General features: G+C 62.1%; 23 protein-coding genes and 1 tRNA gene. 6 read left to right on the top strand and 18 right to left on the bottom strand.

All coding sequences use genetic code 11. The features are described 5' to 3' along the window. Positions 1–184: 184 nt before the first annotated feature. Positions 185–2,020, top strand: coding sequence for a polysaccharide lyase (locus tag C515_RS22915; protein ID WP_081686705.1), 1,836 nt, complete (start codon positions 185–187; stop codon positions 2,018–2,020). A 224-nt stretch (positions 2,021–2,244) separates the two neighbouring features. On the opposite strand, the gene C515_RS0102455 is transcribed toward C515_RS22915, so the two are convergent. Next, positions 2,245–2,478, bottom strand: a complete 234-nt coding sequence (locus C515_RS0102455; RefSeq protein ID WP_144290307.1) for a hypothetical protein — start codon at positions 2,476–2,478, stop codon at positions 2,245–2,247. A 285-nt stretch (positions 2,479–2,763) separates the two neighbouring features. Here C515_RS0102455 and C515_RS19195 point away from each other — a divergent pair, with 285 nt between their 5' ends. Further along, the gene (locus C515_RS19195) at positions 2,764–3,639 is read left to right on the top strand and encodes an ATP-binding protein (RefSeq protein ID WP_043647811.1); all 876 of its coding nucleotides are present in this window, start codon (positions 2,764–2,766) and stop codon (positions 3,637–3,639) included. Positions 3,640–4,172: 533 nt separating this feature from the next. Here C515_RS19195 and C515_RS0102445 read toward each other — a convergent pair. Continuing rightward, positions 4,173–4,262 (bottom strand) — tRNA-Ser (locus tag C515_RS0102445). Positions 4,263–4,371: 109 nt separating this feature from the next. Between C515_RS0102445 and mltF the strand changes: the two genes are divergently transcribed. Both mltF and gltX read left to right on the top strand, forming a co-directional pair. Beyond that, positions 4,372–5,829: a membrane-bound lytic murein transglycosylase MltF gene (gene mltF, locus C515_RS19190; RefSeq protein WP_051304553.1), complete on the top strand. Its 1,458-nt coding sequence runs from the start codon at positions 4,372–4,374 to the stop codon at positions 5,827–5,829. An 87-nt stretch (positions 5,830–5,916) separates the two neighbouring features. Next, positions 5,917–7,308: a glutamate--tRNA ligase gene (gene gltX, locus C515_RS0102435; protein WP_028454229.1), complete on the top strand. Its 1,392-nt coding sequence runs from the start codon at positions 5,917–5,919 to the stop codon at positions 7,306–7,308. A 117-nt stretch (positions 7,309–7,425) separates the two neighbouring features. Here the strand turns inward: gltX and C515_RS22910 are convergent, their stop codons facing one another. From C515_RS22910 to C515_RS0102420, 4 genes are all read right to left on the bottom strand, one after another. Next, positions 7,426–7,854 carry a lysozyme inhibitor LprI family protein gene (locus tag C515_RS22910; protein WP_081686703.1) on the bottom strand — a complete coding sequence of 143 codons (429 nt, stop codon included), beginning with the start codon at positions 7,852–7,854 and terminating at the stop codon, positions 7,426–7,428. A gap of 108 nt (positions 7,855–7,962) precedes the next feature. After that, positions 7,963–9,186: a hypothetical protein gene (locus C515_RS0102430; RefSeq protein WP_144290306.1), complete on the bottom strand. Its 1,224-nt coding sequence runs from the start codon at positions 9,184–9,186 to the stop codon at positions 7,963–7,965. A 50-nt stretch (positions 9,187–9,236) separates the two neighbouring features. Continuing rightward, a complete protein-coding gene (locus C515_RS0102425) occupies positions 9,237–9,677 on the bottom strand; it encodes a YfbO family protein (RefSeq protein WP_043647809.1) in 441 nt (146 codons plus the stop codon). A gap of 304 nt (positions 9,678–9,981) precedes the next feature. Then, positions 9,982–11,115 (bottom strand): pyridoxal-phosphate-dependent aminotransferase family protein, encoded by a 1,134-nt coding sequence (locus C515_RS0102420; RefSeq protein WP_028454226.1) that lies wholly within the window; start codon positions 11,113–11,115, stop codon positions 9,982–9,984. 310 nt (positions 11,116–11,425) lie between these two features. Here C515_RS0102420 and nadA point away from each other — a divergent pair, with 310 nt between their 5' ends. Both nadA and C515_RS0102410 read left to right on the top strand, forming a co-directional pair. After that, complete coding sequence (gene nadA / locus C515_RS0102415; protein WP_028454225.1) at positions 11,426–12,343, top strand: quinolinate synthase NadA; 918 nt, start codon at positions 11,426–11,428, stop codon at positions 12,341–12,343. A gap of 91 nt (positions 12,344–12,434) precedes the next feature. Next, positions 12,435–13,493, top strand: coding sequence for a bifunctional nicotinamide-nucleotide adenylyltransferase/Nudix hydroxylase (locus C515_RS0102410; RefSeq protein WP_028454224.1), 1,059 nt, complete (start codon positions 12,435–12,437; stop codon positions 13,491–13,493). 172 nt (positions 13,494–13,665) lie between these two features. Here C515_RS0102410 and C515_RS0102405 read toward each other — a convergent pair whose 3' ends face one another. The 12 genes from C515_RS0102405 to C515_RS0102350 form a co-directional block, all read right to left on the bottom strand. Next, positions 13,666–14,166, bottom strand: coding sequence for a membrane protein (locus C515_RS0102405; RefSeq protein ID WP_028454223.1), 501 nt, complete (start codon positions 14,164–14,166; stop codon positions 13,666–13,668). Further along, positions 14,141–14,524, bottom strand: a complete 384-nt coding sequence (locus tag C515_RS0102400) for a type II secretion system protein (RefSeq protein ID WP_028454222.1) — start codon at positions 14,522–14,524, stop codon at positions 14,141–14,143. The genes C515_RS0102405 and C515_RS0102400 overlap by 26 nt, the downstream gene beginning before the upstream one ends. 3 nt (positions 14,525–14,527) lie before the next feature. Continuing rightward, positions 14,528–15,001, bottom strand: coding sequence for a type II secretion system protein (locus C515_RS0102395; protein ID WP_028454221.1), 474 nt, complete (start codon positions 14,999–15,001; stop codon positions 14,528–14,530). A 16-nt stretch (positions 15,002–15,017) separates the two neighbouring features. Then, positions 15,018–17,027 (bottom strand): secretin GspD/PilQ domain-containing protein, encoded by a 2,010-nt coding sequence (locus tag C515_RS19185; protein WP_051304552.1) that lies wholly within the window; start codon positions 17,025–17,027, stop codon positions 15,018–15,020. Then, positions 17,024–17,572, bottom strand: coding sequence for a hypothetical protein (locus tag C515_RS0102385; protein ID WP_028454220.1), 549 nt, complete (start codon positions 17,570–17,572; stop codon positions 17,024–17,026). The genes C515_RS19185 and C515_RS0102385 overlap by 4 nt, the downstream gene beginning before the upstream one ends. Next, on the bottom strand, positions 17,572–18,105 hold the full coding sequence (locus tag C515_RS0102380) for a hypothetical protein (protein ID WP_028454219.1): 534 nt from the start codon (positions 18,103–18,105) through the stop codon (positions 17,572–17,574). The genes C515_RS0102385 and C515_RS0102380 overlap by 1 nt, the downstream gene beginning before the upstream one ends. Next, positions 18,102–18,758: a PilN family protein gene (locus C515_RS22215; protein WP_051304551.1), complete on the bottom strand. Its 657-nt coding sequence runs from the start codon at positions 18,756–18,758 to the stop codon at positions 18,102–18,104. The genes C515_RS0102380 and C515_RS22215 overlap by 4 nt, the downstream gene beginning before the upstream one ends. Next, the gene (locus C515_RS22210; protein WP_051304550.1) at positions 18,755–19,495 is read right to left on the bottom strand and encodes a hypothetical protein; all 741 of its coding nucleotides are present in this window, start codon (positions 19,493–19,495) and stop codon (positions 18,755–18,757) included. The genes C515_RS22215 and C515_RS22210 overlap by 4 nt, the downstream gene beginning before the upstream one ends. A 34-nt stretch (positions 19,496–19,529) precedes the next feature. After that, a complete protein-coding gene (locus C515_RS0102365; RefSeq protein WP_028454218.1) occupies positions 19,530–21,188 on the bottom strand; it encodes a GspE/PulE family protein in 1,659 nt (552 codons plus the stop codon). After that, positions 21,185–22,363, bottom strand: coding sequence for a type II secretion system F family protein (locus C515_RS0102360; protein ID WP_028454217.1), 1,179 nt, complete (start codon positions 22,361–22,363; stop codon positions 21,185–21,187). Before C515_RS0102360 ends, C515_RS0102365 begins: the two co-directional genes overlap by 4 nt. 32 nt (positions 22,364–22,395) lie before the next feature. Continuing rightward, positions 22,396–22,833 carry a type II secretion system major pseudopilin GspG gene (gene gspG, locus C515_RS0102355; RefSeq protein WP_043647849.1) on the bottom strand — a complete coding sequence of 146 codons (438 nt, stop codon included), beginning with the start codon at positions 22,831–22,833 and terminating at the stop codon, positions 22,396–22,398. Between the two features lie 254 nt (positions 22,834–23,087). Continuing rightward, on the bottom strand, positions 23,088–25,061 hold the full coding sequence (locus C515_RS0102350; RefSeq protein WP_028454215.1) for a glycosyl hydrolase family 18 protein: 1,974 nt from the start codon (positions 25,059–25,061) through the stop codon (positions 23,088–23,090). Positions 25,062–25,073 lie beyond the last annotated feature (12 nt).

The raw sequence follows: 25,073 nt of genomic DNA, 5'->3' as shown, positions 1-25,073 counted from the left end.
TCAGCACGCCGCCATCGGCCTGGCTGCGGTTGACCGGCCGCCTGCATGCCGCAAATACTCGCAGCACGACCGTCCGCAGCATGGCCTGCCTGTCTGCGGCGGATCGGCAAGCAAAACACATATATATAAGCGCGAACGCTAGCGGCCAATCAGTCGGCCCGGCCGCCGCGCCGGAGGATGACGAATGACTGCTGTTGCACGCCATGGCCTGGTGTTGCTCGGCTTGCTGGCGGCCGTGGATGCGGCCGCCGCCTGCCGTGGCAACTGGGCGGAGGGATTGAGTTATAGCGCCGGCGATACGGTGCTTTATCAGAATGCCGTTTACACTGCGCGGGTAACGCACACGGCCTACGCCGGAACCAACTGGAATCCGGCCGCTTCGCCGACGCTGTGGCAGGCCGGCGGCAGCTGCAGCGTGTCGCCGACGCCGACCGTCGCCCCGACCGCCACGCCCACGCCAAGCCCGACACCCAGCGCCACGCCGACCACCCAGCCCACGGTCACGCCGACCGCGACGCCGACGCCGACGCCGACGCCGACGCCGAGCGCAAGCCCCACGGCGACACCTACGGCGACACCCACCGTTACCCCAAGCGCGACCGCCACACCGACAGCGACACCGACAGCGACACCGACCGGGGCGACCGCGTGTTACTCCGCCTGGAGCAGCGCCACCGCCTATGCCGGCGGCAGCCGCGTGACCTATGGCGGGCGCAATTACGAAGCCAAATGGTGGACGCAGGGCGACGTGCCGTCGGCATCCGGCGCCTGGGGCGTATGGAAGGACCTGGGCAGCTGCGGCGGCGTCACCCCTTCGGCAACCGCGACACCGACTGCGACCCCAACCGCGACCCCGACGAGCACGCCGACGAGCACGCCGACGCCAACGGCAAGCCCCACCGTCACCCCGACCCCCACCGCAACACCCACCGCGACCCCAACGGCGACTCCGACGCCTACCGCAACGCCGACTGGCACGCCGACCCCCACCGCGCCGGTGACCGGCGTTCCGGCCAGCTGGGTGCTGCAGAACACCTTCGACCAGCATGGCCTCGGGCTTTACCAGGCCAGCCAGTTCCAGGGGGACTGGGGCATTGCGCCGCCGTCGTCGGCCGGCGTTGCGGCAGGTCGCCTGAGCATCGTCGGCGATCCGGCCAACGCGGCGAACAAGGTGCTGCGCGTGGCCTATCTGGCCGGCCAGGTGGGCGGCAATTCGGCGATGACCTTTGACGCGCCCTTGTCCGGCAATGCGCAGTCGCTGTTCCTGCAATACAAGCTGCGCTTCGATTCCGCATTCACCTGGGTGAAGGGCGGCAAGCTGCCGGGCCTGGGCGGCGGCGACACGCCGACCGGCTGCATCGCCAACGGCAGCTTCGATGGCTTCACGACGCGGCTGATGTGGCGCGAGAACGGCGTGGCGTTCCAGTATTACTACTTCCCCGGCAAGAAGGAGGAGTGCGGCGATTATGCCGGGCTGGTACGCCGGTTCGAGCCGGGCCGCTGGTACACGCTGACGCAGCAGGTGGTGCTCAACGACATCGGCCAGAGCAATGGCGTGTTCCGCCAGTGGGTCGACGGCGAGCTGGTGCTGGAAAACACCGCGATGCTGTTCCGCAATGCGGCGGGCGTGAACGTGTCGGCGATCAAGATGGATACCTTCTTTGGCGGCTCCAGCAGCGACTGGGCGCCGGCGAGTGAGCAGTACGCCTACTTCGACGACTTCCGCGTATCAAACGAGTCGCCGCTGGCGCTGGTCGATACGCGCGTGACACCGCCGGTGTACAGCGATCCCTTGAACGGCTACGCGGCCTGGCAGTCGGGCTCGGTCTACCCGCAGAACAGCCTGGTGTTCCGCATCGACGGCAGCGGCAAGTACCGCTACTTCAAGGCGCGCGGCTACACGGCGGCCGGCGTCGATCCGCTGGCGAATTCGCTGCCGGAAGTCTACGTCGGCGTGTATTCGCCGCTGCGGCTCGACACTGCACAGAAGTGGATCGAGCTGGCCCAGCCCTGGCAGTGATCGGGGCGCAAGCCGCCCGCAAGATCCTGTCGGCGGCGTGGCGGCAATTTAAAACGGGAGGGCGCAGGCTCTCCCGTTTTTCATGGGTATATGGCTGCAGCCTTTTTGCTGGTTTGGCTGTGGGCAAATCACTGCATGGGTATATGGCAGCGCCGGCAAAAGCAAGGGGGCTTGCGCCCCCATGCCCCTTGCGGGATTTACATCAAGTTTCAGACCGACCGTCTTTACCGGAAGGGTTCCGCCTCTTCGAGGGCGAGATTCCTCGAGTCGTCGTGGTCCAGATAAGTAGAGGGTTTGAAGGCCCGAAACAAGTTCATCAACGCATCGTTGACCGTACTCGCTAAGCCTTCCATGAAGTCGAATCGCATGGCGATCTCCCTTTTAACGAAGGTTTCACTATCTACGTCGCAGATTTTGTTGACAGGTGTCATCCCCACCCGTGCAACGCTGGCAGTCATAAAGATGAATGCCCCGAGATCGGACGACTCGTTGCCGGAGTGTCGTCTCCGGCCGCGCGGCATTCCTGTGGGGAGTGCCGGCCTGTTAACACAACCGAACGTCCGCCGCAGCCCCATGCCGCAACGGCAAAATCAATCTAGCACCAGCCCGAATCACCCGTCAATGTGTTACGAAATTTTTAAGGCGATAAAAATCAGCATCTTGCGATATGCCCATGTGCGGCAAGGGCTGCCCGCGCGTCGCAATCCCGCTACACTGACCGCTTTTGCAAGCCGGGGAAAGCAATGAATAGCGAGCTGGAACAACGCCTGCGGGCGTTTCTGGAGCAGGGCGAGGCGGCCTTGCGCGTCTGGCAGGCCCGCCACGCACCGCACCCGCCCATGGATTGGGGGGCCGATGCCTGGCGCTGGCGTCGTGACGGGAGTGCAGGCTGGCTGCAGGCCGTGCGCCATCCGCACCGCGTCGACCTCGCCGATCTGCAGAATATTGCTGCGCAGAAGGCGCGCTTGCTGCAGAACACCCGGCAATTCGTGGCTGGCCATCTGGCCAACAATGTGCTGCTGACCGGTGCGCGCGGCACCGGCAAGTCCTCGCTGATCAAGGCCGTGTGGAATGCCTGCCGGGGCGATGGCCTCAAGCTGATCGAGGTGGAGAAGGCTCATCTGTATGACCTGCCGGACATCGTCGAACTGGTCGCCGGACGCCCCGAGCGCTTTATCGTGTTTTGCGACGACCTGTCGTTTGAAGAGGGCGATCACGGTTATCAGGGCCTGAAGACGGCGCTGGATGGTTCGGTGGCCGCGCCCTCGGCCAATGTACTGATTTACGCGACCTCCAACCGCCGCCATCTGGTGCCCGAATATTTCAGCGAGAATGCCGCCACGCGCCACGAAGGCGGTGAAATCCATTTCGCCGAGGCCATCGAGGAGAAGGTGGCGCTGTCCGAGCGGTTTGGCCTGTGGCTGTCGTTCTATGGCTTTAGCCAGGATGAGTATCTGCTGGCCGCGCAGCACTGGCTGCAGGCCTTTGGCTGCCCGAACTGGGATGACAGCCTGCGGCGCGAGGCCCTGCTGTGGGCACAGGGGCGTGGCGCACGCAGTGGCCGCATTGCCTGGCAGTTTGCCCGCGACTGGGCCGGCCGTCTGGGCGCCGGAGGCTAGGTTCTGTTGACGTTTTGTTTGCGCAGCCCGTTTGTGCTGTTTTTGGCCTGAAACAAGGCGCGAAGCCCGCCGCATAGTCGTTCTATGCAAGGGCTTTGCAACGCCGTGTCAGGCCAAAAACAGCCAAACCCGGAGGGCTGGGCGCTTTTTGCGCCGACTCCGCGTTGTTGCGTCGCTGACATAACCCGTTATGCGGCGCTCGCAACGCCTTGATTCGGCGCAAAAATCGCTCCAGCGGGAACGCAAACAAAACGTCAACAGAACCTAAGGCCAGCCCCGCCGCTGGTCGGGAGAGGTACGGTGCGATGCCGGCGCAGCGGGGCGGGGTGTCGTGCTGCAGGGCCTGCTCGGCTGCGGGATGCTCCGGGCATACCCCGGCCAGTGCGGCCCGGGCCGGTTTGACGCTGCCGGCTTTGCGCTCGGCAGCACCGCGAACTTGCCTATAGTGAACGGCGATTTGCCATGCAATCAGGCAGTTGCCGTGCTTCGCACGGGCAAAGAAAAAGCCGCGCAGTGCGCGGCTTTCAGAATGCTGGCGGAGAGGGGGGGATTCGAACCCCCGGTAGGCTTGCACCTACGCCTGATTTCGAGTCAGGTACATTCAACCACTCTGCCACCTCTCCAGCAAAGAGGCGCGATTGTAACCAACTTTTTCACGAACGCCAAGCCCCTTGTTTGTCCTCATTGCACGATGAAGGCACAATGCGGACGGTTTTGACTTCCGGAAAACGCATGAAACGATTTCTGATGGCACTGACTGCACTGCTGTTGGCCGGCTGTGGAGAGCTTACCGAAGCTCCCGCACAGAAGGTACTGCCGTGGGTAGAGTCGAAGGAACTGGTTGTACTGGTGCAAAACGGCCCCACCACGCTCTACGTGGACGCCGACGGGAACTACGCAGGTCTGGAGTACGACCTGATGACCCGCTTTGCCGAACAGAACGGCCTGAAAGTGCGCTTTATCATCACCGGCAATCACGGTGAAGTGCTCACGCGACTGAAACGCGGCGAGGCCCATGTGGGTGTCGCCCTGCAAAAGGGATTTGAAGGTGAAGGCCTGAAGTTCGGCCCGGCCTACCAGAGCATCCAGCCCGTACTGGTGTTCAAGGCCGGCCTGAATGAAGCCAATGTCTGGAAGCGTCTGGGCGCCGGCGATGCCGTCGTGAAGACCCTGCCGCAATACGTGCACTCGCTGAACCAGATCAAGACCCGCCTGGCGGGCCTGACCTGGGATGTGGTCGAGGATGGCGACAGTGAAACGCTGATCGAGCGCGTGGCCAAGGGTGAAGTTGACTACGCGCTGGTTGAATCGCATGCCGCCGACGTGGCGCAGAACTATTTCCCCAATGTGGCGATCGCCGAAGAACGCGGCGGTGCGCAGCAGCTGGCCTGGGCCGTGCCGGACAGCGATCCGGAGCTGCTGGCCAAGATCAACGCCTTTATCGGCCAGCAAATGGCCGATGGCTCGGTGCGCGTGCTGCTTGATCGCTACTACGGCCATGTGAATCGCGTGGGGGTTGGGGATGCGCAGGTCTTCCAGGAACGCATCGGCACGGTGCTGCCCCGCTATCGCAAGTGGTTCAAGGAAGCGGCTGGACAGTATGATATCGACTGGCGACTGCTGGCTGCGCTTGGCTACGCCGAATCGCACTGGAATCCGGATGCGGTTTCGCCCTATGGCGTGCGCGGCCTGATGATGCTGACCGGCAACACCGCCAGCTATCTGGGCGTGGACCGGCTCGATCCCTATCAGAGCATCATGGGTGCGGCGCGCCTGCTGGACGAGCTGCGCAATCGTGTGGGCAAGGATATCGCCGAGCCGGATCGCACCTGGCTGGCGCTGGCTGCCTACAACGTCGGCCTTGGCCACCTGGAAGATGCGCGCACGCTGGCGCGCCGGCAGGGCAAAAACCCGGATGCCTGGGCCGATGTGAAAACCACGCTGCCGCTGCTGCGCAACCCCGAGTACTTCCGTACGGTGAAATACGGCTATGCGCGTGGTGGCGAGCCGGTGATTTATGTCGGCAAGCTGCAGAGCTATTACGACATCCTGGCGCGCCACGAGCCGCCGGAAATGCTGGCGCAGCCGGAAAGCACCGAGCTGATCACCATCGACAACCCGGCCAACTTGCCGCTGGAAATCAACAGCAAGTTCAAGCCGCAGGTGCCGATGCGCAGCGCCTCGCTGTAAAGCCGCTTCCCGGCCCGATTTTTTCACCCTTCCTGCAGGCTGCCGCTAAAATGGCAGCCTTGCGTTTTTACAGCTACCGGATCATTCATGAGCACCTCCATCCGTACCCGTTTCGCCCCGTCCCCCACTGGCCTGCTGCACATCGGCGGCGTGCGCACCGCGCTGTTCTCCTGGGCCTATGCCCGCAAGCACGGCGGTACTTTCGTGCTGCGCATTGAAGACACCGATCTCGAGCGCTCGACGCCCGAGTCGGTCAAGGCCATTCTGGACGGCATGCACTGGGTGGGTCTGGATTACGATGAAGGCCCGTTCTACCAGATGCAGCGCATGGACCGTTACAAGGAAGTCATCGCGCAGCTGCTGGCGAGCGGCCACGCCTATTACTGCTACGCCAGCAAGGAAGAACTCGAAGCCATGCGCGCGGAAGCCGAGGCGAAGGGCGAAAAGCCGCGCTACGATCGCCGCTGGCGCCCCGAAGCCGGCAAGACGCTGCCGGCACCGCCGGCCGACGTGCAGCCGGTGGTGCGTTTCAAGACCCAGCTCGACGGCGTGATTGCCTGGGATGATGCGGTCAAGGGTCGCATCGAAATCAGCGCCACCGAGCTGGATGACCTGATCATCGCCCGTCCGGACGGCACACCGACCTACAACTTCTGCGTGGTGGTCGACGACTACGACATGCAGATCAGCCATGTCATCCGTGGCGACGACCACGTGAACAACACCCCGCGGCAGATCGTGATCTATCAGGCTCTGGGCGCCACGGTGCCGACCTTCGCGCATCTGCCGATGATCCACAACGATCAGGGCCAGAAAATGAGCAAGCGCCGCGATGCGGTGTCGGTGGTGGATTACGATGCGCTGGGCATCCTGCCGGAGGCGCTGCTGAATTATCTGGCGCGCCTGGGCTGGGGACACGGCGACGACGAATTCTTCAGCATGGAGCAATTCGTTGAATGGTTTGATCTGAAGGACGTATCCAGTGCGCCGAGCCGCTTCGACCGCGAAAAGCTGCTGTGGCTGAATGCCCAGCACATCAAGGCGACCGATGCAGCCAGACTGGCCGAACGCGTTGCCGGCTTCCTTTCTGATCGCAATATCGACACCGCCAGCGGCCCGGCGCTCGCCGACGTCGTCACGCTGCTGAAGGACCGCAGCCAGACGCTGATCGAGATGGCCAATCAGGCCGAGTATTTCTACCAGCCGCTGAACCCGACGGCGGAGATTGTCGAAAAGCACCTGCAGCCGGAAGACGAAGAGCGCCTGAAGTTGTTTGCCGAAGGTGCGGCGCAGCTGCCAAGCTGGGATGCCGCGAGCCTTGGCGCCTTCATCAAGGACTTCGTCAAGCAGCAGGGCGTGAAGATGCCGCAGGTCGGCATGCCGCTGCGCGCCAAGGTGTGCGGCATTACCAACACCCCGTCGGTGGATGCCGTGCTGGCGCTGATCGGCCGCGAGGAAGTGCTGCGTCGTCTGGCCTGATGGGGCTTTTGATGGGTATGTGGCTGTAGCCTATTTTCCATAAGGGCTATAAGGGGATACATCTATGTGTATCCCCTTCTTCTATTGTGCCCGCGTTGTCTGCAGTTCAACCCTGAGTTATTTTGGGAAATTACTACGCAACTGTTCTGCGCGCCTCGCATTGAGTTCGACAAGGCAGACCAACCGCCTTGCCTCGTGAGCAGTTCCAGCAGCCCCTCCGCTCAATGTGGCAATAAATGCACAATGCGAATCACGATATTTCTCATAATCCTTAATTGACTTTATAAACAAAGCATTAGCCAAGCTAATGTATTTATCATCCTCATCCCAGGCTGAGATTGATTGACTCATTCTTTTCTCAACGCCCCGCAACACAGCATGACTTTGATCCACTTTTCTTTGCAGGCACGCCCTTCGATCTGCCTGTGATAAAGCATCGCATTCATCACGGGCGCGCAGTTCTTCAACAGGCATTTCAGACGCACTCACAGCGGCTCCAGCAGAGAGAAGGCCGCCAATCAGGCAGATCAGTACTAGCGCACGCATGGCTCAGACTTCATTCCACTTAACAGCATCAAAGCGTATACCCATCAGGCCAGACGGTGCTGCACTTCCTCGCGGCCGATCCGCGCCAGCACGGCATCCTATTCCGGCTCAGGCGTCGCAGCCCTGTTGTGCTTCCTCACGCGGCGGGCTGGGTGTGTGGTCGTAGATGCCAATCCATTCTTTGTCCAGCGCCGCATCGGCGAACAGCAACCAGCTGCGCGGGTTGATTCGCCCTTGCTGCAGGCGCTGGCGCAATAGCGGAACGGCGGCACGCCAGTCGTTCAGGATCAGGTCGATATAGCTGTAGCGCAGGCCGGTGCCGCCGCCACAGACAATCCCGTAACCACTGGCTTCCAGCACTTGTGTGACGGCGTCTTCAATCTCGCCGCGATCGGCAAACTCGCTGTCGTCCAGTCCCTCGCTGCCGTCGATTTTCAGATAGCACAACAGATGGCCGGCGGGGAGCAGCCTGGGTGAGTGGAAGTCACGTTCTCGCACCAGCGGGTCGACCAGTTCCTGCCGGGTGTAAATGCCGACCAGCAGATCCCGGCGTTTCGGGTAATCGTCGGCGGCATCTGGATTGAGCTCGTAAACGCCGCATCCCGTTTGATCATCACGGGTCTGCCTGGGCACGGGGGCAATGGCTACCCGGCGTTCTGCCTGCAGTGCATGCCAGTGACTTTGGGCTGCATCCAGCTCCATGAAGTCATCACCTTCGGTGAACAAGTCGAAATAGCCAAACCAGTCAAAGGTGGCATGCTCGCCCAGCAAAGTCAGCAGAGTCAGCCAGGCTTGCTCGTCGGCTAGTTCAGTATCGGCGGCGAGCTCCTCGGTGATCTGGATGCGAGCATCGATGCGTCCCCATTCCCCCGGAACAAAGGCGATTCCGACAACGCCGAACGGCGCGCTGGTGCGTGCCTCGACCGTCAGCCTGACCTGTTCGGCGGATTCGGCAATGCGCTCGGGATAGAACTCCCAGCCCGGCAGCTTGGGGGCGGCTTCCAGAATGGCGCTGATCAGCGGGCGCAGCGCCAGATCATCCTCGGCTGTAATCGCCAGGCGGTGTCCGGGCTGCCGGATGGCCGGGCCGAATTCCCAGTAGATACCGTCATGAATTGAACTGAGGTGAGTCTGCATCCAGGACGGGAGATCAAATTCAGTCTCCATCCGTCTGGCGAGATCGGCTTCCGGATCCCTGTTGCCACTGAAGAGGGCGTTGATTCGGGCGTGGTCACGCTCGAAGGCATTCCACCATGCGGTGATGCGGGACTGGATGGCCGCGCGGGCGGCTGTTTCATCAGGAAGGGCGGGAGTGTCGGTAAGCCAGCGCATGATGTTCTGATCCAAATGTTCTGATCCAAATGAGGAGAGCGAGCAGGGACTCAGTCCCAGAAGACGGTATAGACCTGAGCGCCATTTTTCGGCTCTGGCGCCGCACTATGTTTGCCATATGGCCAGCCTACCCCGATGCCGTCTGATTCGAGTCCTTCTGCCCATTGTTCGGCGATGTGTGCGGGTGCCGTGGAAATGATGTGGATGTTCTCGGCGGCAGGCCAGTCCCCGTCATTCTCCAGGGCCATCCCCCAGTCCTGATGCAGGCCAACCAGGACACACTGGACATCATCGCGGGCTTGGATCTGGCTGAAATGTGCATGCAGTTCCCGAATGGAGGGGCGTCCAAACTCCCACTGATTCGGGGCGATCGATTCTTCCTGTTCGTTGCCGGTGAAATACTCGTCCAGCGTGACCACGGGTAAATGCTCGCTATCGATTTCGTCCAGAGCGAGCAGCTTGTTCAGCAATTGTTGGCGGTAATCACTCATGCTTTTCTCGTTGATGATGCGTGTTTGAACAGCCTGCAGTCAGGGCGTGCATTTTCAAATCTCAGGTGATGATTCCATCAGGGCAATTTTCAGCAACTCGTCATGCGGGCGTCCCTCGGGGATTCCCTGCGGTCAAAGCCGGCATGCAGAGCGCCGCTCGAACAGGCATTGCAGCCGGATTCCGGCTGGCGCCGGAATGATGAACTGGGTTTTGCTGAGCTAGCTGCCTAATCAGGTGGCTTCTTTGGGTATATGCCCACAACCCTTTCATTTAAAAGGCTGTGGGCATATGGGTGTATGGCTATCACTGTTTCAGCACTTCACCCAGCGCCCCCAGCAGCACCGCGACATTCTCGCGGCGGGCGCCGTAGCCCATCAGGCCGATGCGCCAGGCCTTGCCGGCCAGCGCACCCAGACCCGCGCCGATTTCCAGGTTGTAGTCGTTCAGCAGCCAACTGCGTACGGCGGCATCGTCGACGCCGCTGGGGATGTGCACGGCATTCAGTTGCGGCAGACGGTAAGGCTCGTCCACCACGAATTCGATGCCAAGGGCGGCGAGGCCATCGCGCAGTTCGGTATGCAGCATGGCGTGGCGCGCCCAGGCATTTTCCAGGCCTTCGTCGGCCAGCAGGCGCAGCGCTTCGTGCAGTGCATACAGCGCGTTCACCGGCGCGGTGTGGTGGTAGCTGCGCTTGGCGCCGCTGGTATTGCCCCAGTAGCCCATGACCAGCGTCTGGTCGAGGAACCAGCTCTGCACCAGACTCTTCCGCGCTTTCAGTTTTTCGACCGCCGCCGGCGAGAAGGAAATCGGCGACAGGCCGGGAACGCAGGACAGGCATTTCTGGCTGCCCGAATACACGGCATCGATGCCCCAGTCGTCGACGCGCAATTCGATGCCGCCCAGCGCGGTAACGGTATCGACAATGGTGAGCAGGCCGTGCGCTTTCGCCAGCGCGCACAGCGCCTTCGCATCCGAGCGCGCGCCGGTCGAGGTTTCGGCGTGCACGAAGGCGAGAAATTTCGCATCCGGATTGGCCTTGATGGCGTCAGAAACTTTCTGCACGTCCACCGGCTTGCCCCAGTCATCGTCGACCGTCACCGCCACCGCGCCGATGCGTTCGACATTGCTGCGCATGCGCTCGCCGAATACCCCATTTCTGCAGACGATGACCTTTTCGCCCGGCTCGACCAGATTGACGAAGCAGGCTTCCATGCCGGCCGAACCGGGCGCCGACACGGCCAGCGTCATCTCGTTTCTGGTCTGGAAGGCGTACTGCAGCAGCTGTTTCACTTCATCCATCATGCCCACGAACAGCGGGTCGAGGTGGCCCAGTGTCGGTTTGGCGCAGGCGGCCAGCACGGAAGGGTAGACGTCGGAGGGGCCGGGCCCCATCAGCGTGCGTTGCGGCGGGAAGAAGGGCTGGATATGCGGTTTCAAGGCTGGCTCCGTGTGATCCGTGGCAATCCTTGCATTATGGTCAGCGGGTGACAAACGGTCACGGATTCTTGTTGCGGCGCAGCGTGTGTGCGACAGCGGCTCGCCGGGCTGCGCCAGCATTGCCCTTGGCCTGGCGGGGCTGTGGCGAGCGGCAAATCGGCGTATCATCGCGTGATGCCTAGGTGCTGCGGGATTCGCAGTGCGGTTGTCGAGGGCATGCCCTGTTGTCCTTGCCGCGTTCTTTGCTGGAGCGGGCAGGGGCGTTGCCTGGTGCGGGATAGCCCGCCCATTCTTGCCCGGAGGAATTCCCATGGCCAAAGTGGTCACGCTTGCCCATTACTATACCCATCCCGAAATCCAGCAGATGGCCGACAAGGTCGGCGACAGCCTGGAATTGTCCCTGTATGCCAAGGAATGCGGCGCCGATGTCATCGTCTTTGCCGGCGTGCGTTTCATGGCCGAAACCGCCAAGATTCTGAACCCGGGCGCGAAAGTCATTCTTCCCGATTCCGGCTCGACCTGTTCGCTGGTGACGCAAACCGATGTCACTGCGCTGAAAAAATGGCGCGAAGAACACCCCGATTACGTGCACGTGTCGTACATCAACAGCTCGGCCGAGCACAAGGCGCTGTCGGACTGGATCTGCACCAGCCGCAACGTCGATGACCTCATTGCCAGCATCTATGCCGAGGGCAAGAAGGTGATCTTCTCGCCGGACCGCAATATGGGCGCGTATCTGAACTTCCAGTACGGCTACGACATGCCGTTGTGGTCGGCGGTGTGCGAAGTGCACGACAAGTTCAATCAAGCAGCGCTGGATGAAGCCTTTGCCGCGGTGACGACGGCCAAATACCTGATCGCGCACCCGGAATCCCCGCTGCCGGTGCTGCAGCAGGCCGATTATGTCGGCTCGACCTCCGGCATGCTCAACTGGATCAAGACCTTCGACAAGGAGCCCGACGCGGCGATCTTTGTCGCGACCGAGGACGGTATCCTCTACAACATGCACCAGGCCCGTCCGGACCTGAACATCCAGCAGGCGCCGATTTACGCCGGCTGCCAGTGCAATTCCTGCCCGTACATGAAGATGAACACCATCGCCGCGGTCGAGCGTGCACAACGTGGCGAGGGTGGCATTGAGATTGATTACCTGACGCCGGAGCTGATGGAGGCCGCGCGCCTGCCGATCGAGCGCATGCTCGATTTCTCAAAGCGCTACTACCAGTAAAGTAATCTCACCACAGAGGCACAGAGTACACAGAGAGTCTGCGTTTTTCTCTGTGTCCTCTGTGCCTCTGTGGTTAATGGGTGTTTAAACCATGCAATTCGACTATCTGGTGTTCATCGGCCGCTTCCAGCCCTTTCATGCCGGCCACCTGGCCGTGGTGCGCCAGGCGCTGGCACAGGCGGCCAAGCTCATCATCATCTGCGGCTCGGCGCGGCAGGCCAGAAGTCCGCGTAACCCCTTCAATGTGGTCGAGCGCGAGCAGCTGATCCGCGCGGCGCTGACGCCGGACGAGCAGGCGCGCGTGTTCGTCGTCGGCTGCTCGGATCGCATGTACAACGATCAGCAGTGGGTGACCGAGGTGCAAAGCCTGGTCGACAAGGTGGTGGCGGTGGACACGGCCAGTGTCGAGCAGCGCGCGACCGGCTTCCGGGTTGGCATGATCGGCTGCGGGCAGAGCAAGGCCTCGTATTACCTTGACCTGTTTCCGCAGTGGCAGCGCGTGGAAGTGCCCGAAGTGCCGGGCATCCAGGCTTCAAGCATCCGCTGGGCGCTGTGGGACAAGGCAGGGGCCGGTTTTGCCGAGTGTGCGACGCAGCTGCCGGCGCCGGTATTTGCCTGGCTGGATGATTTTCGCAAGTCCGAGATCTACCGCCAGCTCGAAGAAGAGTGGCGTTTCGTGCAGGCCTTTCGCCAGTCCTGGGCGCTGGCGCCCTATCCGCCGACCTTTGTCACCGTTGATACGGTCGTCATCCACTCCGGCCACATCCTGCTGATTCGCCGCAAGAACCTGCCGGGCAAGGGGCTATGGGCCTTGCCGGGCGGCTTTGTTGACCAGAACGAGCCGATCCGCGATGCGGCGATTCGCGAGTTGCGCGAGGAAACGCGTCTCAAGGTTCCCGCGCCGGTGCTGGCCGGGTCGATCCGCGCGAGCCGGGTGTTTGATCACCCGCGCCGCTCCTTGCGCGGGCGCACGATCACGCATGCCTATCTGATCGAGTTGGCGCCCACCGCCGAGGGGCTGCCCAAGGTGCGTGGCAGTGATGATGCGGATCGCGCCAAATGGGTGCCGCTCTACGAATTCCAGCGCATGGAGGCCGAGCTGTTCGAGGATCACTTCTATATCGTGAACTGGTTCCTCGGGCAGATATGAGGGCTTGGGTATATAGCCATGGCCATTGGTGGTGTTTGCTTGTGGAGCAATAGGGGTGTGAGTATAGTGCGCCTCACGCCTCACGCCTCACGCCTCACGCCTCACGCCTCACGCCTCACGCCTCACGCGTCCTCTTGAAGGCCTCACGCCTTGTTGCGCAGACCTCACACCATCACCGCCGACCGCTATTGCCCTGCGGCCACCAGGCAAAGCGCCAGTCGGCAAAGCTTGGCTTGTCCTTGAAGGAGGCATACTCCTGCGGGAAATTGTCCTGCTTCAGCGGTCTGGCGGTTGATTTGCTGTACACGCCCATGAAGCCGCCACCCGGCGCCGGAATCAGCTGCCAGTCTTCGCCGGTAAGCGGGTCCTTGTACTCGCGGCGCAGATAGCGTTTGGTGACCGGCAGGCGCGGGTCCTTGACCAGATCGGCCAGCTCGCGCGGGTATTGCGGGCCATTGCCGGTGTTCTGCTCGGTGTAGGCCTTGATCGCCCGGCGGATTTCATCGCCCACGCGCATGAGCTCGGCTTCCTTGGCGCGCTGGTTCTTGGTCTGCCAGACTTCGCCGATCTGGGCGAGATACACCCCCATCACCATCACCAGCATCAGTACCCAGCCATAGGCGAAGCCCTGCTGCGCGTGCCGGAGGCTACAGCGTGTTGAAGGGCTTGCCATCTTTGTCGCTGCCGTTGGCGCCGGACTTGATGTCATACACTCCGGAGCCGCTATCGGGGGGCACGATGATCCACGTGTCGCGGCTGTTGCTGACCGGATCGAGCGGGATTTCACGCAGGTATTTGCGGTCAACCAGCTCCTGCAGGCTGGCCGGGTAGTGGCCGGTGTCGGCGTAAAACTTGTCGATGGCGTCGCGCACGGCGACCAGATTGTGCTTGAGCACCGTTTCCGCAGCCCGGTCGGTCTGCTGGAAATAGCGCGGTACCACCAGGGTCAGCAGGCTGGCCATGATGGCGAGCACCACCAGCAATTCGATCAGCGTGAAGCCGGCGCGGCGCAGGGAATGCGGCTTGGACATCGTTTACCACTCGCGATAGGGAACACCGTTCAGGCCGGTGCCGCCGGATTTGGAATACACGTCGAATACATCGGTGCCTTCTTCCGGCGAATCGGGCGGGCTGGCGTAATTGCGCTTGCCCCAGGTTTCGGCGTTGGAGAGCGTCGGGCAGTCGCAGAAGGGGTCGCGCGGAATGCGGCGCATGAAGTAGATATTCTTGCCGGCCGGGTCCTTGCTGTCCTTGACGCCTTCGACCAGGGCTTCCAGCGTCGGCGGATAGCCGGAATCATCGAGATTCTTGCGCACGCGGCCTTCATCGCTGGCCTTCTTGTAATTGTCGATGCCTTCGCGAATCTGCCACAGTGCGCGGCGCAGGTCTTCCTCGCGATTGCGTGTGGCGGCAATTTGCGAAAGCGGCAGCGCCACGCTGGCGAGCACGGCCAGGATGGTCAGCGTGACCATCAGCTCGATCAGCGTGAAGCCGGTTTGCTGGGACATGGCGGCGCGCATGCCGTCAGCGGCGACCCATGCCGCCACCGTAGGACCTGTTCGGTTCGGGCGTCGGTGTGGGAGGCGGCGCTTCAGCTGGCGCCGTGCCGGTGGTGACCGCGCCGAACTGTGGCTGGCTGGAGGCGGGCGTCGGTGCGGGGGCCGGTGGCGGTGTGACGGCCACGGGTTGCGGAACCGGTGTGGGCACCGGCGCCGGTGGCGGCACATAGGTGCCACCGCCGCCGCTGCTGCTCACATTCACCGTTGAGGCGCTGCGCAGTTTCAGCGGTTCGGTGGTCAGACTGCCTTCGGTGCCGCTTTCGAAGTCCAGGATGTGCGGCGAGGGCACATTCAGGCCCTTGACGATGCGCGGCGTGATCATCAGGATGATTTCGGTCTTGGTGCTTTCGGTTTTCTTGGTGCCGGCGATGCGGTCCAGCAAGGGCACCTTGCTCAGGAAGGGCAGCCCGCTGCCTTCATTCTTCTCCACCCGATTGAGCAGACCAGCCAGAACCTGCGTTTCGCCATCGCGCGCGGACAAATTGGTTTCGGCGCGGCGGTTGCCGATCTGATAGGCCAGCAGGCCGGTCGACGTGGTGATGGTACGCGTGATGTTGGAGACTTCCAGTGTCAGCTTCACGCCGATGTCGCCTTCGTTGCTGATCGACGGTTCGACATTCAGCGTCAGGCCCACATCCTGGTAGTTGATGGTTTCCGAGACGACACCATTGGAGTTGGTCGTCGTCACCACCGGCACGCGGTCACCAATGACGATTTTCGCCTTTTCCTTGTTCTTAACCCGGATATTCGGATTGGCCAGCAGATTGCCGCGACCGGTCTGCTGCTGGAAATTCGCCGTGATCGTGGGCGAGCCCAGGTTCACCAGCACGTCACCCTTGTTCAGGCTGCCGATCTGGTCAAGGATGACCTGGCCGGCAATACGCTTGTCGTCAAAGCCGGTGCCGTACACGGTGCCGCTGACCGAAGCCGGATACTTGATGCCCAGATCCAGCACATCGGAGTCATTGACTTCCAGCACCTGGACTTCGAGCACCACTTCGGGCTGGGCAATGTCCTGCGCGGCGATCAGGCGTTCGGCCACGGCGATGGCCTCCGGCGTGTCGCGCATCACCAGCATGTTCAGGCGCTCGTCGATGTAGACGTCACGGGTTTTCAGCATCTGCTTGATCATCGCCAGCACCTGCTTGGGGTCGGCGTTGTTCAGGTAGAAGGTGCGCAGCGACAGGTCCTTGTAGTCCCGGTCCTTGTCCGGACGCTTCGGGAATACCAGGATGGTGTTTTCGTTGAGAATCTTGCGATCAAGCTGGTTGGTGGTCAGCAGCAGGTTGATGACATCCTCGACGGTGGTATTGCGCGCAAAGACCGTAGCCTTCAGGTTGGGCGGCACATCCTTGTCGAAAATGAAGTTGACGCCGGCCGCGCGCGAAATGATTTCGAACACGCTGATCAGCGGCTGGTCACGGAACTGCAGGGAAATCGGACTTTGCAGATTGGCCGAGAGCGCAGGCTTGAGCGACTGTCGCGACAGCTTGTCTTCCATCTGGTAAGCCAGCGCCTTGGCCTGCTGGTTGCCCGGGTTGTCGCGCAGGATCTGGCGGGCAATGGTCAGCGCTTCCTTGGGCTGGGTCAGCTTGATCTCGTTGGCATACTTCAGCATCGACTCGTGACGCACGCCCAGCTCGATCAGGCGCGCGCCTTCGCGGGCCCGCTCGTTGGTAGGCGCCCAGGCCAGAATCTGCTGGTATTTGCTGATGGCCACTGCGCTGTTGCCGGCATTGCGTGCAGCATCACCTTCCGCCAGCAGCCGCAGCAGATGCTGGTTCAGCTGCGTCTGGAAGGCCGTGCGCAGGGGGATGTTGTCCGGATAGCTGGCCACTTTGTCCTGCATGAGGCGCAGCCCGGTTTCCGGGTCGCCCTGGACAATCAGGTCTTCGCCTTCCTTGCGCGCCATTTCGGCTGCGCAGCCGGCGAGGATGCTTACGCTGAGCATCGAATAAATCAGGGCACGCTTCATGGCGTTCCTCCGGTGGGCAGCTGTTGCTGCTGATTCAAGGGCAGATAGGTAAACACGATCAGATCGCGACTTACCCTGTCGAGGCGGTAGACGCCCAAAACGGTATCACCCGGCCGAATGCGGCCGACGCTGTTGCATTGCTCGCAGAGCACAAACTGCTGGCCCTGGGCTTCGACGATGAACTGGTCGATGCCGTTCTCGTGCCAGCTGGCGGCCATGACGAACGGCAGTGGTGGCGCGGACGGCGGGGGCGGCGGCGGTGGCACCGGTGTGGGGGTAGGGGGCGGCGCCCAGGTCTGGCGCGGAAACAGGTTGACTACGGCACTGGCGGCGCTGGCGACCGGGCTGCCTTTCTGAATTGCCGCCGCACTGGCGGCACTGGCCGCCGAAGCGGCGCGGGGCGGCGCTTCGGCGCGCTTCGGCGCGCGGCGGGCAGGCGTTTCCAGCTCGGCAGCGGCTTCATCGTGCTGCTTTTCCTGCCACCAGGTGTAGCCCACCAGGCCTGCGGTGATCAGCAGCACCAGCTGCAATGGACGCGACAGCATCAGCGCACCTCCGTCAGGTAGGAGAGCTGGATTTGCACGCTCAGCTGCTCTTCGGCGATCTGGCTGCGGCTCATGTTCACCACTTCAACCCGTACGCCGGGAATGCCCTGTACGGCATCCAGCCAGTCGCGCAGTTTCGGGTAGGTGCCCGTGGCACCGAATTGCAGGCTGTAGCGGACAAAATGACCTTCCTGCTCCAGCGCCGTCTTGTAGTCCATCTGGCTCGGATTGATCTGGTGGCTTTCGTTGAGCTGATTCAGGCGGCGCAGGAAAAAGGTGTAGGTTTCCGGCTGGTTCAGCGGCACCTCGCCGATGGCGGCGCTGGCCTTGCTGCTGACGACCAGCGTGCGCAGCTGGGCGGATTTGCGCCTGATTTCCTCTTCGCGATCCTGCAGCGCCTTGCGGGCAGGCTCCAGTTTCTGCAGATACAGTGTCCCGGCCAGTCCCAGCAGGACCAGGCCGATCAGTGCAAGCAGGCCGCCATAGCGCGGCAGCTGGCGCAAATACCACTGGAATTGGGCCTTGTTGATCATCGCGTCACCCCCGATGCGGCCGGAGTGGTCTTGCTGGCGGCAGCCGCAGCGCTGGCCGCGGCATTGCCCTGTGGCGCAGCCGGAGCCGAGGCCGGCTGTGAGGCGGGGGTACTCGCCGCAGCGGCGGCGGCCGAGGCCTTGCGCCAGCTGATTTCCACGGCTGCAGTGATGGCGCGGTGCGGGTCTCCCAGCTTGGCGGCACTGCGGGCCAGCGTTACGAGATCAACGCCGGGGTCTGCTTCCAGCCGGTCGATGAACAGCAGCAGGTCGTTGAGATTGCGGGCTTCCAGATCCAGCTTCACATCCTTCGCTGTCGTGTCGAGGTCGAGTTTCAGCAGGGCCACATCGGCGGACCAGTGCGTTTCGACGGTAGCCAGCAGCGGCTGCGGCGACAGCAGCTGTGCAAGACGGGCATCGATCTGCTTGCGCGTGGCCGGCGAGGAGGCTTCTTCGGATTGCTGCTGCGCCTGGCCGCGACGCAATTTCAGCTCAAGGTCTTCTTCGTCCTGCAGCAGCTGGATGCGTTGCTGGTCGACCACATCCAGCTGGGTCATGACCGAAAGGATGGCAACCGTACCGGCGGCAATCAGCAGAAGGCCCAGCCAGGGAACGACCTGACGCGAGCGGTGGAAGTCAAGAAAAAGCGGCTTCACGCGAGCGGCTCCGGACTGGCGAACTGGGGAAGGGGGGCGCCCAGCCAGATCAGCCCGTCGGCATGGACGTCCACGTCGCTGGCATCGATATCGACGGCGCTCAGGTAGGCCTCGGCCGGCAGCGGCTGGCCGGTGAGAATGGCGGTGTCGCGCAGCAGGGCGGAGAGTTGCTCGCGCTTGAGCGTGCTGCCGGCCTGGAAGGGCTGGCAGCTCACCGATTGCCATTGCCGATCACGCCAGAAACCCACATGGGCAAATTGCCGCTCCAGAATGAGCAGGGCGTATTCGGTGTGCTTCAGCTGGCGGAAATGCCGGTTCACGACCTGGGCCAGCAGCGGCTCGACACCTTGCAGGCGCAGCCGGGCATTGCGCACGACATCGAGAATGGTCTGGTAAAGCAATTCATCCATGGCGATGGCGAGCCGGGGGCGGCCATAGCCTTCCTCGGCGATCTGGATGCGCCACTGGCTGATGTCCACGCCGTATTGCTGGGCAAACAGCACGCTGGCGTAACCCTTCCAGTCATCCAGCGTGCGCAGATTATCCTGCCAGCTGAGCATGGTGTGGCGCACCAGCGGTGCGCCGAGCACGAAATGGACGGAGTCCTGACCGAGCTTGCCGCGCGGCGCGGTATCGACCAGATCCTGCAATTGCGTCAACAGCAGCTGGTTTTCGCGGTCGAGCTGCTGGCTGCCCTGCCAGACGGGCGTGCGCTTGCCCAGCGCATGGCTGACCATGTGGCACTCGTGCCCGTTGAGCCAGATCGTATGCTTAATCAACAAAGGTGACACGATTGACTTCCTGCAAAGTGGTTTCGCCGCGCGCGACCGACAGCAGGGCTACCTGCCGGATCGACTGAAAGCCCGACTGCACGGCCATCTGCTTGACCTGCACGGCGGGCGCCCGGCTGGCGATGGCTTCGCGCAATTCGTCGTTGAGCCGCAGCACTTCGGCAATGGCCTTGCGCCCCAGATAGCCGGTATTGCGGCAATGATTGCAACCTGCCCCCTTGCGGAACGTCCAGCCCCGCACATCGGCCGGATAGAGGCCGGACTGCTCGAGCAATTCATTGGTCGGGTAATCGTCGGTGATGCAATGCGGGCAGATCTTGCGGATCAGACGCTGGGCAACGGCGCCGATCAGCGCATCGACAAAGGAGTTCGGCTCGACACCCATGTGCATGAAACGGTCGAGCACCGAGAACACGCTGTTGGCGTGCACCGAGGTGAGTACCAGGTGACCGGTCAGCGCGGCCTGCACGGCAATGTTCGCGGTTTCGCCGTCGCGGATTTCGCCGACGAGAATCTTGTCCGGGTCGTGACGCAGGATGGAGCGCAGGCCGCGCGCGAAGGTCAGGCCCTTCTTGTCGTTGACCGGAATCTGCAGAATGCCGGGCAGCTGGTACTCGACCGGATCTTCAATCGTGATGATCTTCTCATCACCGGTATTGATTTCCGATAGCGTGGCGTACAGCGTTGTCGACTTGCCCGAGCCGGTCGGGCCGGTAACCAGCAGCAGTCCGTAGGGTTCGCGCGCCAGCGAGCGGATGGCGGCCATCGTGCTTTGCTCGTGGCCGAGGATGTCGAGTTGCAGCTTGGTGAAGGAATTGCTCGTGCTTTGCTTGTCGAGAATACGCAGCACGGCGTCTTCGCCGTGGATCGACGGCATGATGGACACGCGGAAATCGACTTCGCGGCCATTGAGCAGCACCTTGAAGCGGCCATCCTGCGGAATGCGATGTTCGGAAATGTCGAGGTCGGCCAGCACCTTCAGCCGCGAGATCACCTGCTCGGCCGTCTCCACACCGTTGGCGCCGCCGGCACCGAGAATCACGCCGTCGATGCGGTACTTGATCGTCAGGCCCTGCGGCGTGCTTTCCATGTGGATGTCGGAGGCCTTCGACTTCAGCGCGTCGTACAGGGTCGAGTTGACCAGCTTTACGACGGGGTTGCTGTCCTTGGCAAGCGAGGCAAGCGAGATTTCCGGAATGCCGTCGGTACTGGCCTCGCCGGCCTCGCTGACGGCCAGTTGGTCCATCGCCCGATGCGAGGTTTCCAGCTCGGTGAAAAAGTTGCGCAGATCGTCGTGGAAGGCGAACGCCATGCTGAAGGGCACGCCCAGGTGCTGCATGGCCCAGTTGCGGATCAGCGGATCAAAGGGATCCGCAACGATAAACCAATACCCCCCCTGGGGATGCTCGGCAACGACACACAGGCGGGAGGCTGCATCGGTAAACCCCAGGATGTCGTAACGCAGCGTCAGCTTTTCGAGGTCGGCGCGCACAAAACCGGGCATGCCAAGCAAAGCTGAAACTTCGCGCACGTAGGCGGCGGCATCCAGGCCAAGCAACTGGGCAATCAGCGGCGGGAGTTCTTTCCCTTCCGAGTTTTGCCGCAGCGCCAGAATGAAATCGAGGGTAAGGGCGCTCATTGCATGTTTCCAGCCAGCTCGAAGATGGGCATGTAAAGCAGGAAGACGATGGTGCCGATCAGTACGCCGATCACCAGCATCAGGATGGGCTCGAACAGGCGGGTGAACATTTCGATGGCGCGCTCTACTTCTTCGTCGCAGAACTGTGCGGCGCGTTCACTCATCGTGGCCAGTTCGCCGCTCTGCTCGCCGACGCGCAAGAGGCGCTCGGAAACCGGCGTGGTCAGGCCATAGCGCGGCAGGGTCGCCGACAGTGACTGGCCGGTACGGATGTCGGTGATTGCCTGGGTCAAAGCGAGTTTCATTGAGGCGGGCAGCAATTGCGCCGCCAGTTCCATCGCCGCGACGATCGACAGGCCACCCGAGAGCAGCAGGCCCACGGTGCGGTAGAAACGGGTCAGGGCAAACAGGCGCTGGTATTGCGCCACCTTGGGCAGTCGCCAGAAGGCTTCCTTGATGCGCGACTTGACGGCGGGGGAGCGCAGCAGCAAGACCACCACCGCGATGGCAGCGATGATGCCGCCAAACAGCAGCAGGCCATGCTGGTGCACCAGTTCACCCCACCACAGCATGACCTGCGCCGCGAAGGGCAGATTGCGCATCGAGGCGTAGATCTGGCTGAACTTGGGAATCACATAGAACAGCAGGAACAGCATGATGGCGCCACCGATGGTGATGATGACCATCGGATAGACCAGTGCCGACACGATTTTCTTGCGCACCATCTGCAGGCGGCTTTCGTAGTGGTGGTAACGCTTGAGCGCATCGGCCAGGTGGCCGGTCTTTTCCGCCGAGCCCACCGTGGCAATGTAAAGCGGAGGAAAGTGTTCGGGCATCTGGCCCAATACTTTCGAGAGTGGCAGGCCCTGGTACAGACTTTCGATCATGCGGTTGAGCACCGCGCCGTGCCCGTCGGTGCCGGCTTTTTCCTTCAGGGTTTCCACCGCTTCGATCAGTGTCAGGCCCGCGTCGAGCAGGGCGATCAGCTCCTGGGTAAACAGCGAGAGCTGAAAGCCCTTCTCGCCCAGGCTCAGTCGCAGGCGGGCGGCCGGGCGTGCGGCGATCAGCTGCATGCCTTTCTGGCGCAGCTGTTCACGCAGGTCCTGCTCGTTGCCAGCTTCGACTTCGAGCTCCTGCATGACGCCTTTGACGAGGGCTTTGACGTGGAAACGCATGGAAAGGGGAACTGATCCTGCTGGAAACCGGCTTACTGCCAGTAGCTGATGTCGGCGTCTTCGCTTTCACCGCCGGCGCGACCGTCGAGGCCGTAGCTCAGCAGCTCGTAATCACGGCCGTTGTCGCCCGGCACCTTGTAGACATAGGGGCGATCCCACGGATCGTTCGGCGCATCCTTCATCAGATAGGGGCCGGCCCACTTGTTGCTGGCGCTGGCAGGCTTCTTGGTCAGTGCCGCGAGGCCTTCTTCGGTGCTCGGATAACGGCCATTGTCGAGACGATACTGGTCGAGCGCACCGGCGATCGATTTCATCTGGCTCATGGCGGTCTTGGTTTTGGCCTTGCCGACCTCGCCGAACAGCTTGGGGCCGACATAGCCGGCAAGCAGGGCAATGATCAGCAGTACGACCAGCAATTCAAGCAGCGTGAAGCCGCGCAGGGAATGAATGTGTTTTTGTTTCGTTTGCATGGCCATCTCGAACAGTTATTCAGGGCGCGCAAAGGCTCGCACGACGACGAACCCGGATATCCCATGCTAACTGCCTGTCAGCTTCCGTGGCAAGGTTTTTTTCGGTGCAAAGCCTGAATTGACGCGGGTTTGCGCCAAGGCGGCCTGGTCGCTGCAGGGGGCTTTTTTCAGAATGATTGCATTGCGTTGTCAGTCAGGAAAACCGAAAAAAAACCCTCCCGTCGCCGGGAGGGTTTTTCAGGCGTCAAGACTGCTTATTGACGAACCTTGCCCATGGCCTTGGCCAGAGTGCCGGCGCTGTCATCGCCATCCAGCGACCAGCTGAACACACCACCCATGCCCTTGGACTTCAGGTAGTCGATCTTGGTCTGGATGACTTCCGGAGTGTCATAAGACCAGAAGTTGCTGCCGTCGAACTTCCAGGACTGCTTGGTCACCGGGTGAACAAACACATTGCCCGGAGCGTTCTTCAGTACCTTGTAGTCCTCGATGCCGGCTTCATAAGTGCCGCGAGCCGCGCCATTGGCAGTCTGGTACAGACCGTTGTTGGCGTTGGCGACATTGGTCCAGCCACGGCCGTAGAACGGTACGCCCAGAACCAGTTTCTTCGGGTTCACGCCAGCGTTGATCAGCTGGTTGACGGAGTCGTTCACGTTGTAGAAGGACACGAGGCTGCGGTCGCCGAAGCAGGTGTCGCCAGCCTTGCCGGAGCACTTGTAGGTCGGATCGGCCGGATCAGCATACAGGTGCGACTGGAAGTTGGTCGGGCCTTGTGCCGCCCAGCCACCGTTGAAGTCGTACGTCATCATGTTGATCCAGTCGAGATACTTGCTGTACGCCTGCGGCTCGGTCATGTCGATCTTGTCCTTGCCGACACCGATGGCCACGGTCAGGTAGTACTTCTTGCCGGTGCTGACAGCCAGCTCATCCAGTTGCTTGCGGAATTCGGCGAGCAGCAGGGTGTTGTTCTGCTTGTCGGCCGGCGATACGGTGTTGTAACCCACGCCTTGTACGCCCGGGAATTCCCAGTCGATATCGATACCGTCGAACAGGCCGGCTGCGGAGCCCGGACCACCGCGGCCGTCAACGACCGGCAGGTTGCCCTTGATATAGATGTCGATACACGACTTGACCAGCTGCTTGCGCAGGGCATCGGTCATCGACGCTGCGGAGAAGTACTTGGACCAGGTCCAGCCGCCCAGCGAAATGAACAGCTTGGTGTTCGGGAACTTCTTCTTGTAGGCCACGAATTCGCGGAAGTTGCCGGCCAGCTTGTCGTCCCACTTGATGGTGTCGGACGGATCGACACGGCGCTTGGCGGTCAGACCGAAGTCGGCCCAGGCGTCGCCGCCATCACCATTGCCGCTTTCCAGCTTGTTGATGATGCCGCACTCGTAGCCGCCATTCTTCGGATAGATGTTGCCGAAGGCGTAGTTGATGAAGGTCAGCTGATTGGCGGTGCCGTTGCTGATGATGTCGGCAACCTGATAGTCGCGACCGTATACGCCCCACTGGGTGAAGTAGGAGCCAACCTGTGCTTCGGCCGGCGGAGCTACTTCGCCACCCGGCGGCAGGGTCGGAACGATGGTCGGTGTGATGGTCGGCGGCGGCAGGGTCGGGGTGGGCGAAGCCGTCGGAGTCGCAGTCGGCGTAGCGGTTGCGGTCGGGGTGGCGGTCGGAGTGGCAGTTGCGGTCGGGGTAGCAGTCGGAGTGGCCGTTGCAGTCGGGGTCGGAGTGCCGCCGGTGGTACCGCAAACGCCCAGATCCTTCCAGGGGCCCCATTCGCTGTTGCTCGGAGTGTCGGTGGTCCACCACTTGGCTTCGTAGTTGCGGCCGTTATAGGTAACCTTCTGGCCGCCGGTGTAGGCAGTGCCGGACTTCCAGGCGTCATAGCAGCCAGCCGAGCCGGTCGGAGTGGCGGTGACGGTCGGAGTGGCAGTCGGAGTAGCGGTAGTGGTCGGAGTGGCCGTCGGAGTAGCGGTAGCGGTCGGCGTCGGGGTAGCGGTGCCGGTGCCTACCAGGGTCCACAGGGTCGGGCTCGACGCCGGGTTCCAGTTGGTGCCTACATAAGCGGTGTGGGTAACCAGAGCCTTGTAATCATTGCCGTTATAAGTGACAACGGTACCGGCATTGTAGGTATTGCCTTCTTGCCACTGCGGAGCGGCGAAAGCGACGGAGCAGACCAGTGCGAGAGCGGCCGGCAGTACGGCCAGGCGGAACTTCTTCATGTTAGAGCTTCC

The sequence above is a fragment of the Chitinilyticum litopenaei DSM 21440 genome (assembly GCF_000428145.1).
GTDB lineage: Bacteria > Pseudomonadota > Gammaproteobacteria > Burkholderiales > Chitinibacteraceae > Chitinilyticum > Chitinilyticum litopenaei.
This window is presented reverse-complemented; position numbering and strand designations above follow the sequence as displayed.

Coding starts and splice junctions, on each gene's coding strand:
- nadA (WP_028454225.1), top strand. CDS start 11,426: ATGGCCAAAGTGGTCACGCTTGCCCATTACTATACCCATCCCGAAATC.
- C515_RS0102410 (WP_028454224.1), top strand. CDS start 12,435: ATGCAATTCGACTATCTGGTGTTCATCGGCCGCTTCCAGCCCTTTCAT.
- gspG (WP_043647849.1), bottom strand. CDS start 22,833: ATGCAAACGAAACAAAAACACATTCATTCCCTGCGCGGCTTCACGCTG.
- C515_RS0102365 (WP_028454218.1), bottom strand. CDS start 21,188: ATGAGCGCCCTTACCCTCGATTTCATTCTGGCGCTGCGGCAAAACTCG.
- C515_RS22915 (WP_081686705.1), top strand. CDS start 185: ATGACTGCTGTTGCACGCCATGGCCTGGTGTTGCTCGGCTTGCTGGCG.
- gltX (WP_028454229.1), top strand. CDS start 5,917: ATGAGCACCTCCATCCGTACCCGTTTCGCCCCGTCCCCCACTGGCCTG.
- C515_RS0102380 (WP_028454219.1), bottom strand. CDS start 18,105: ATGATCAACAAGGCCCAATTCCAGTGGTATTTGCGCCAGCTGCCGCGC.
- C515_RS0102425 (WP_043647809.1), bottom strand. CDS start 9,677: ATGAGTGATTACCGCCAACAATTGCTGAACAAGCTGCTCGCTCTGGAC.
- C515_RS0102385 (WP_028454220.1), bottom strand. CDS start 17,572: ATGCTGTCGCGTCCATTGCAGCTGGTGCTGCTGATCACCGCAGGCCTG.
- C515_RS0102400 (WP_028454222.1), bottom strand. CDS start 14,524: ATGTCCAAGCCGCATTCCCTGCGCCGCGCCGGCTTCACGCTGATCGAA.
- C515_RS0102455 (WP_144290307.1), bottom strand. CDS start 2,478: ATGACTGCCAGCGTTGCACGGGTGGGGATGACACCTGTCAACAAAATC.
- C515_RS0102395 (WP_028454221.1), bottom strand. CDS start 15,001: ATGTCCCAGCAAACCGGCTTCACGCTGATCGAGCTGATGGTCACGCTG.
- mltF (WP_051304553.1), top strand. CDS start 4,372: ATGAAACGATTTCTGATGGCACTGACTGCACTGCTGTTGGCCGGCTGT.
- C515_RS0102360 (WP_028454217.1), bottom strand. CDS start 22,363: ATGCGTTTCCACGTCAAAGCCCTCGTCAAAGGCGTCATGCAGGAGCTC.
- C515_RS0102350 (WP_028454215.1), bottom strand. CDS start 25,061: ATGAAGAAGTTCCGCCTGGCCGTACTGCCGGCCGCTCTCGCACTGGTC.
- C515_RS19195 (WP_043647811.1), top strand. CDS start 2,764: ATGAATAGCGAGCTGGAACAACGCCTGCGGGCGTTTCTGGAGCAGGGC.
- C515_RS22910 (WP_081686703.1), bottom strand. CDS start 7,854: ATGCGTGCGCTAGTACTGATCTGCCTGATTGGCGGCCTTCTCTCTGCT.
- C515_RS22210 (WP_051304550.1), bottom strand. CDS start 19,495: ATGGTCAGCCATGCGCTGGGCAAGCGCACGCCCGTCTGGCAGGGCAGC.
- C515_RS19185 (WP_051304552.1), bottom strand. CDS start 17,027: ATGAAGCGTGCCCTGATTTATTCGATGCTCAGCGTAAGCATCCTCGCC.
- C515_RS0102405 (WP_028454223.1), bottom strand. CDS start 14,166: ATGGCAAGCCCTTCAACACGCTGTAGCCTCCGGCACGCGCAGCAGGGC.
- C515_RS0102430 (WP_144290306.1), bottom strand. CDS start 9,186: ATGCGCTGGCTTACCGACACTCCCGCCCTTCCTGATGAAACAGCCGCC.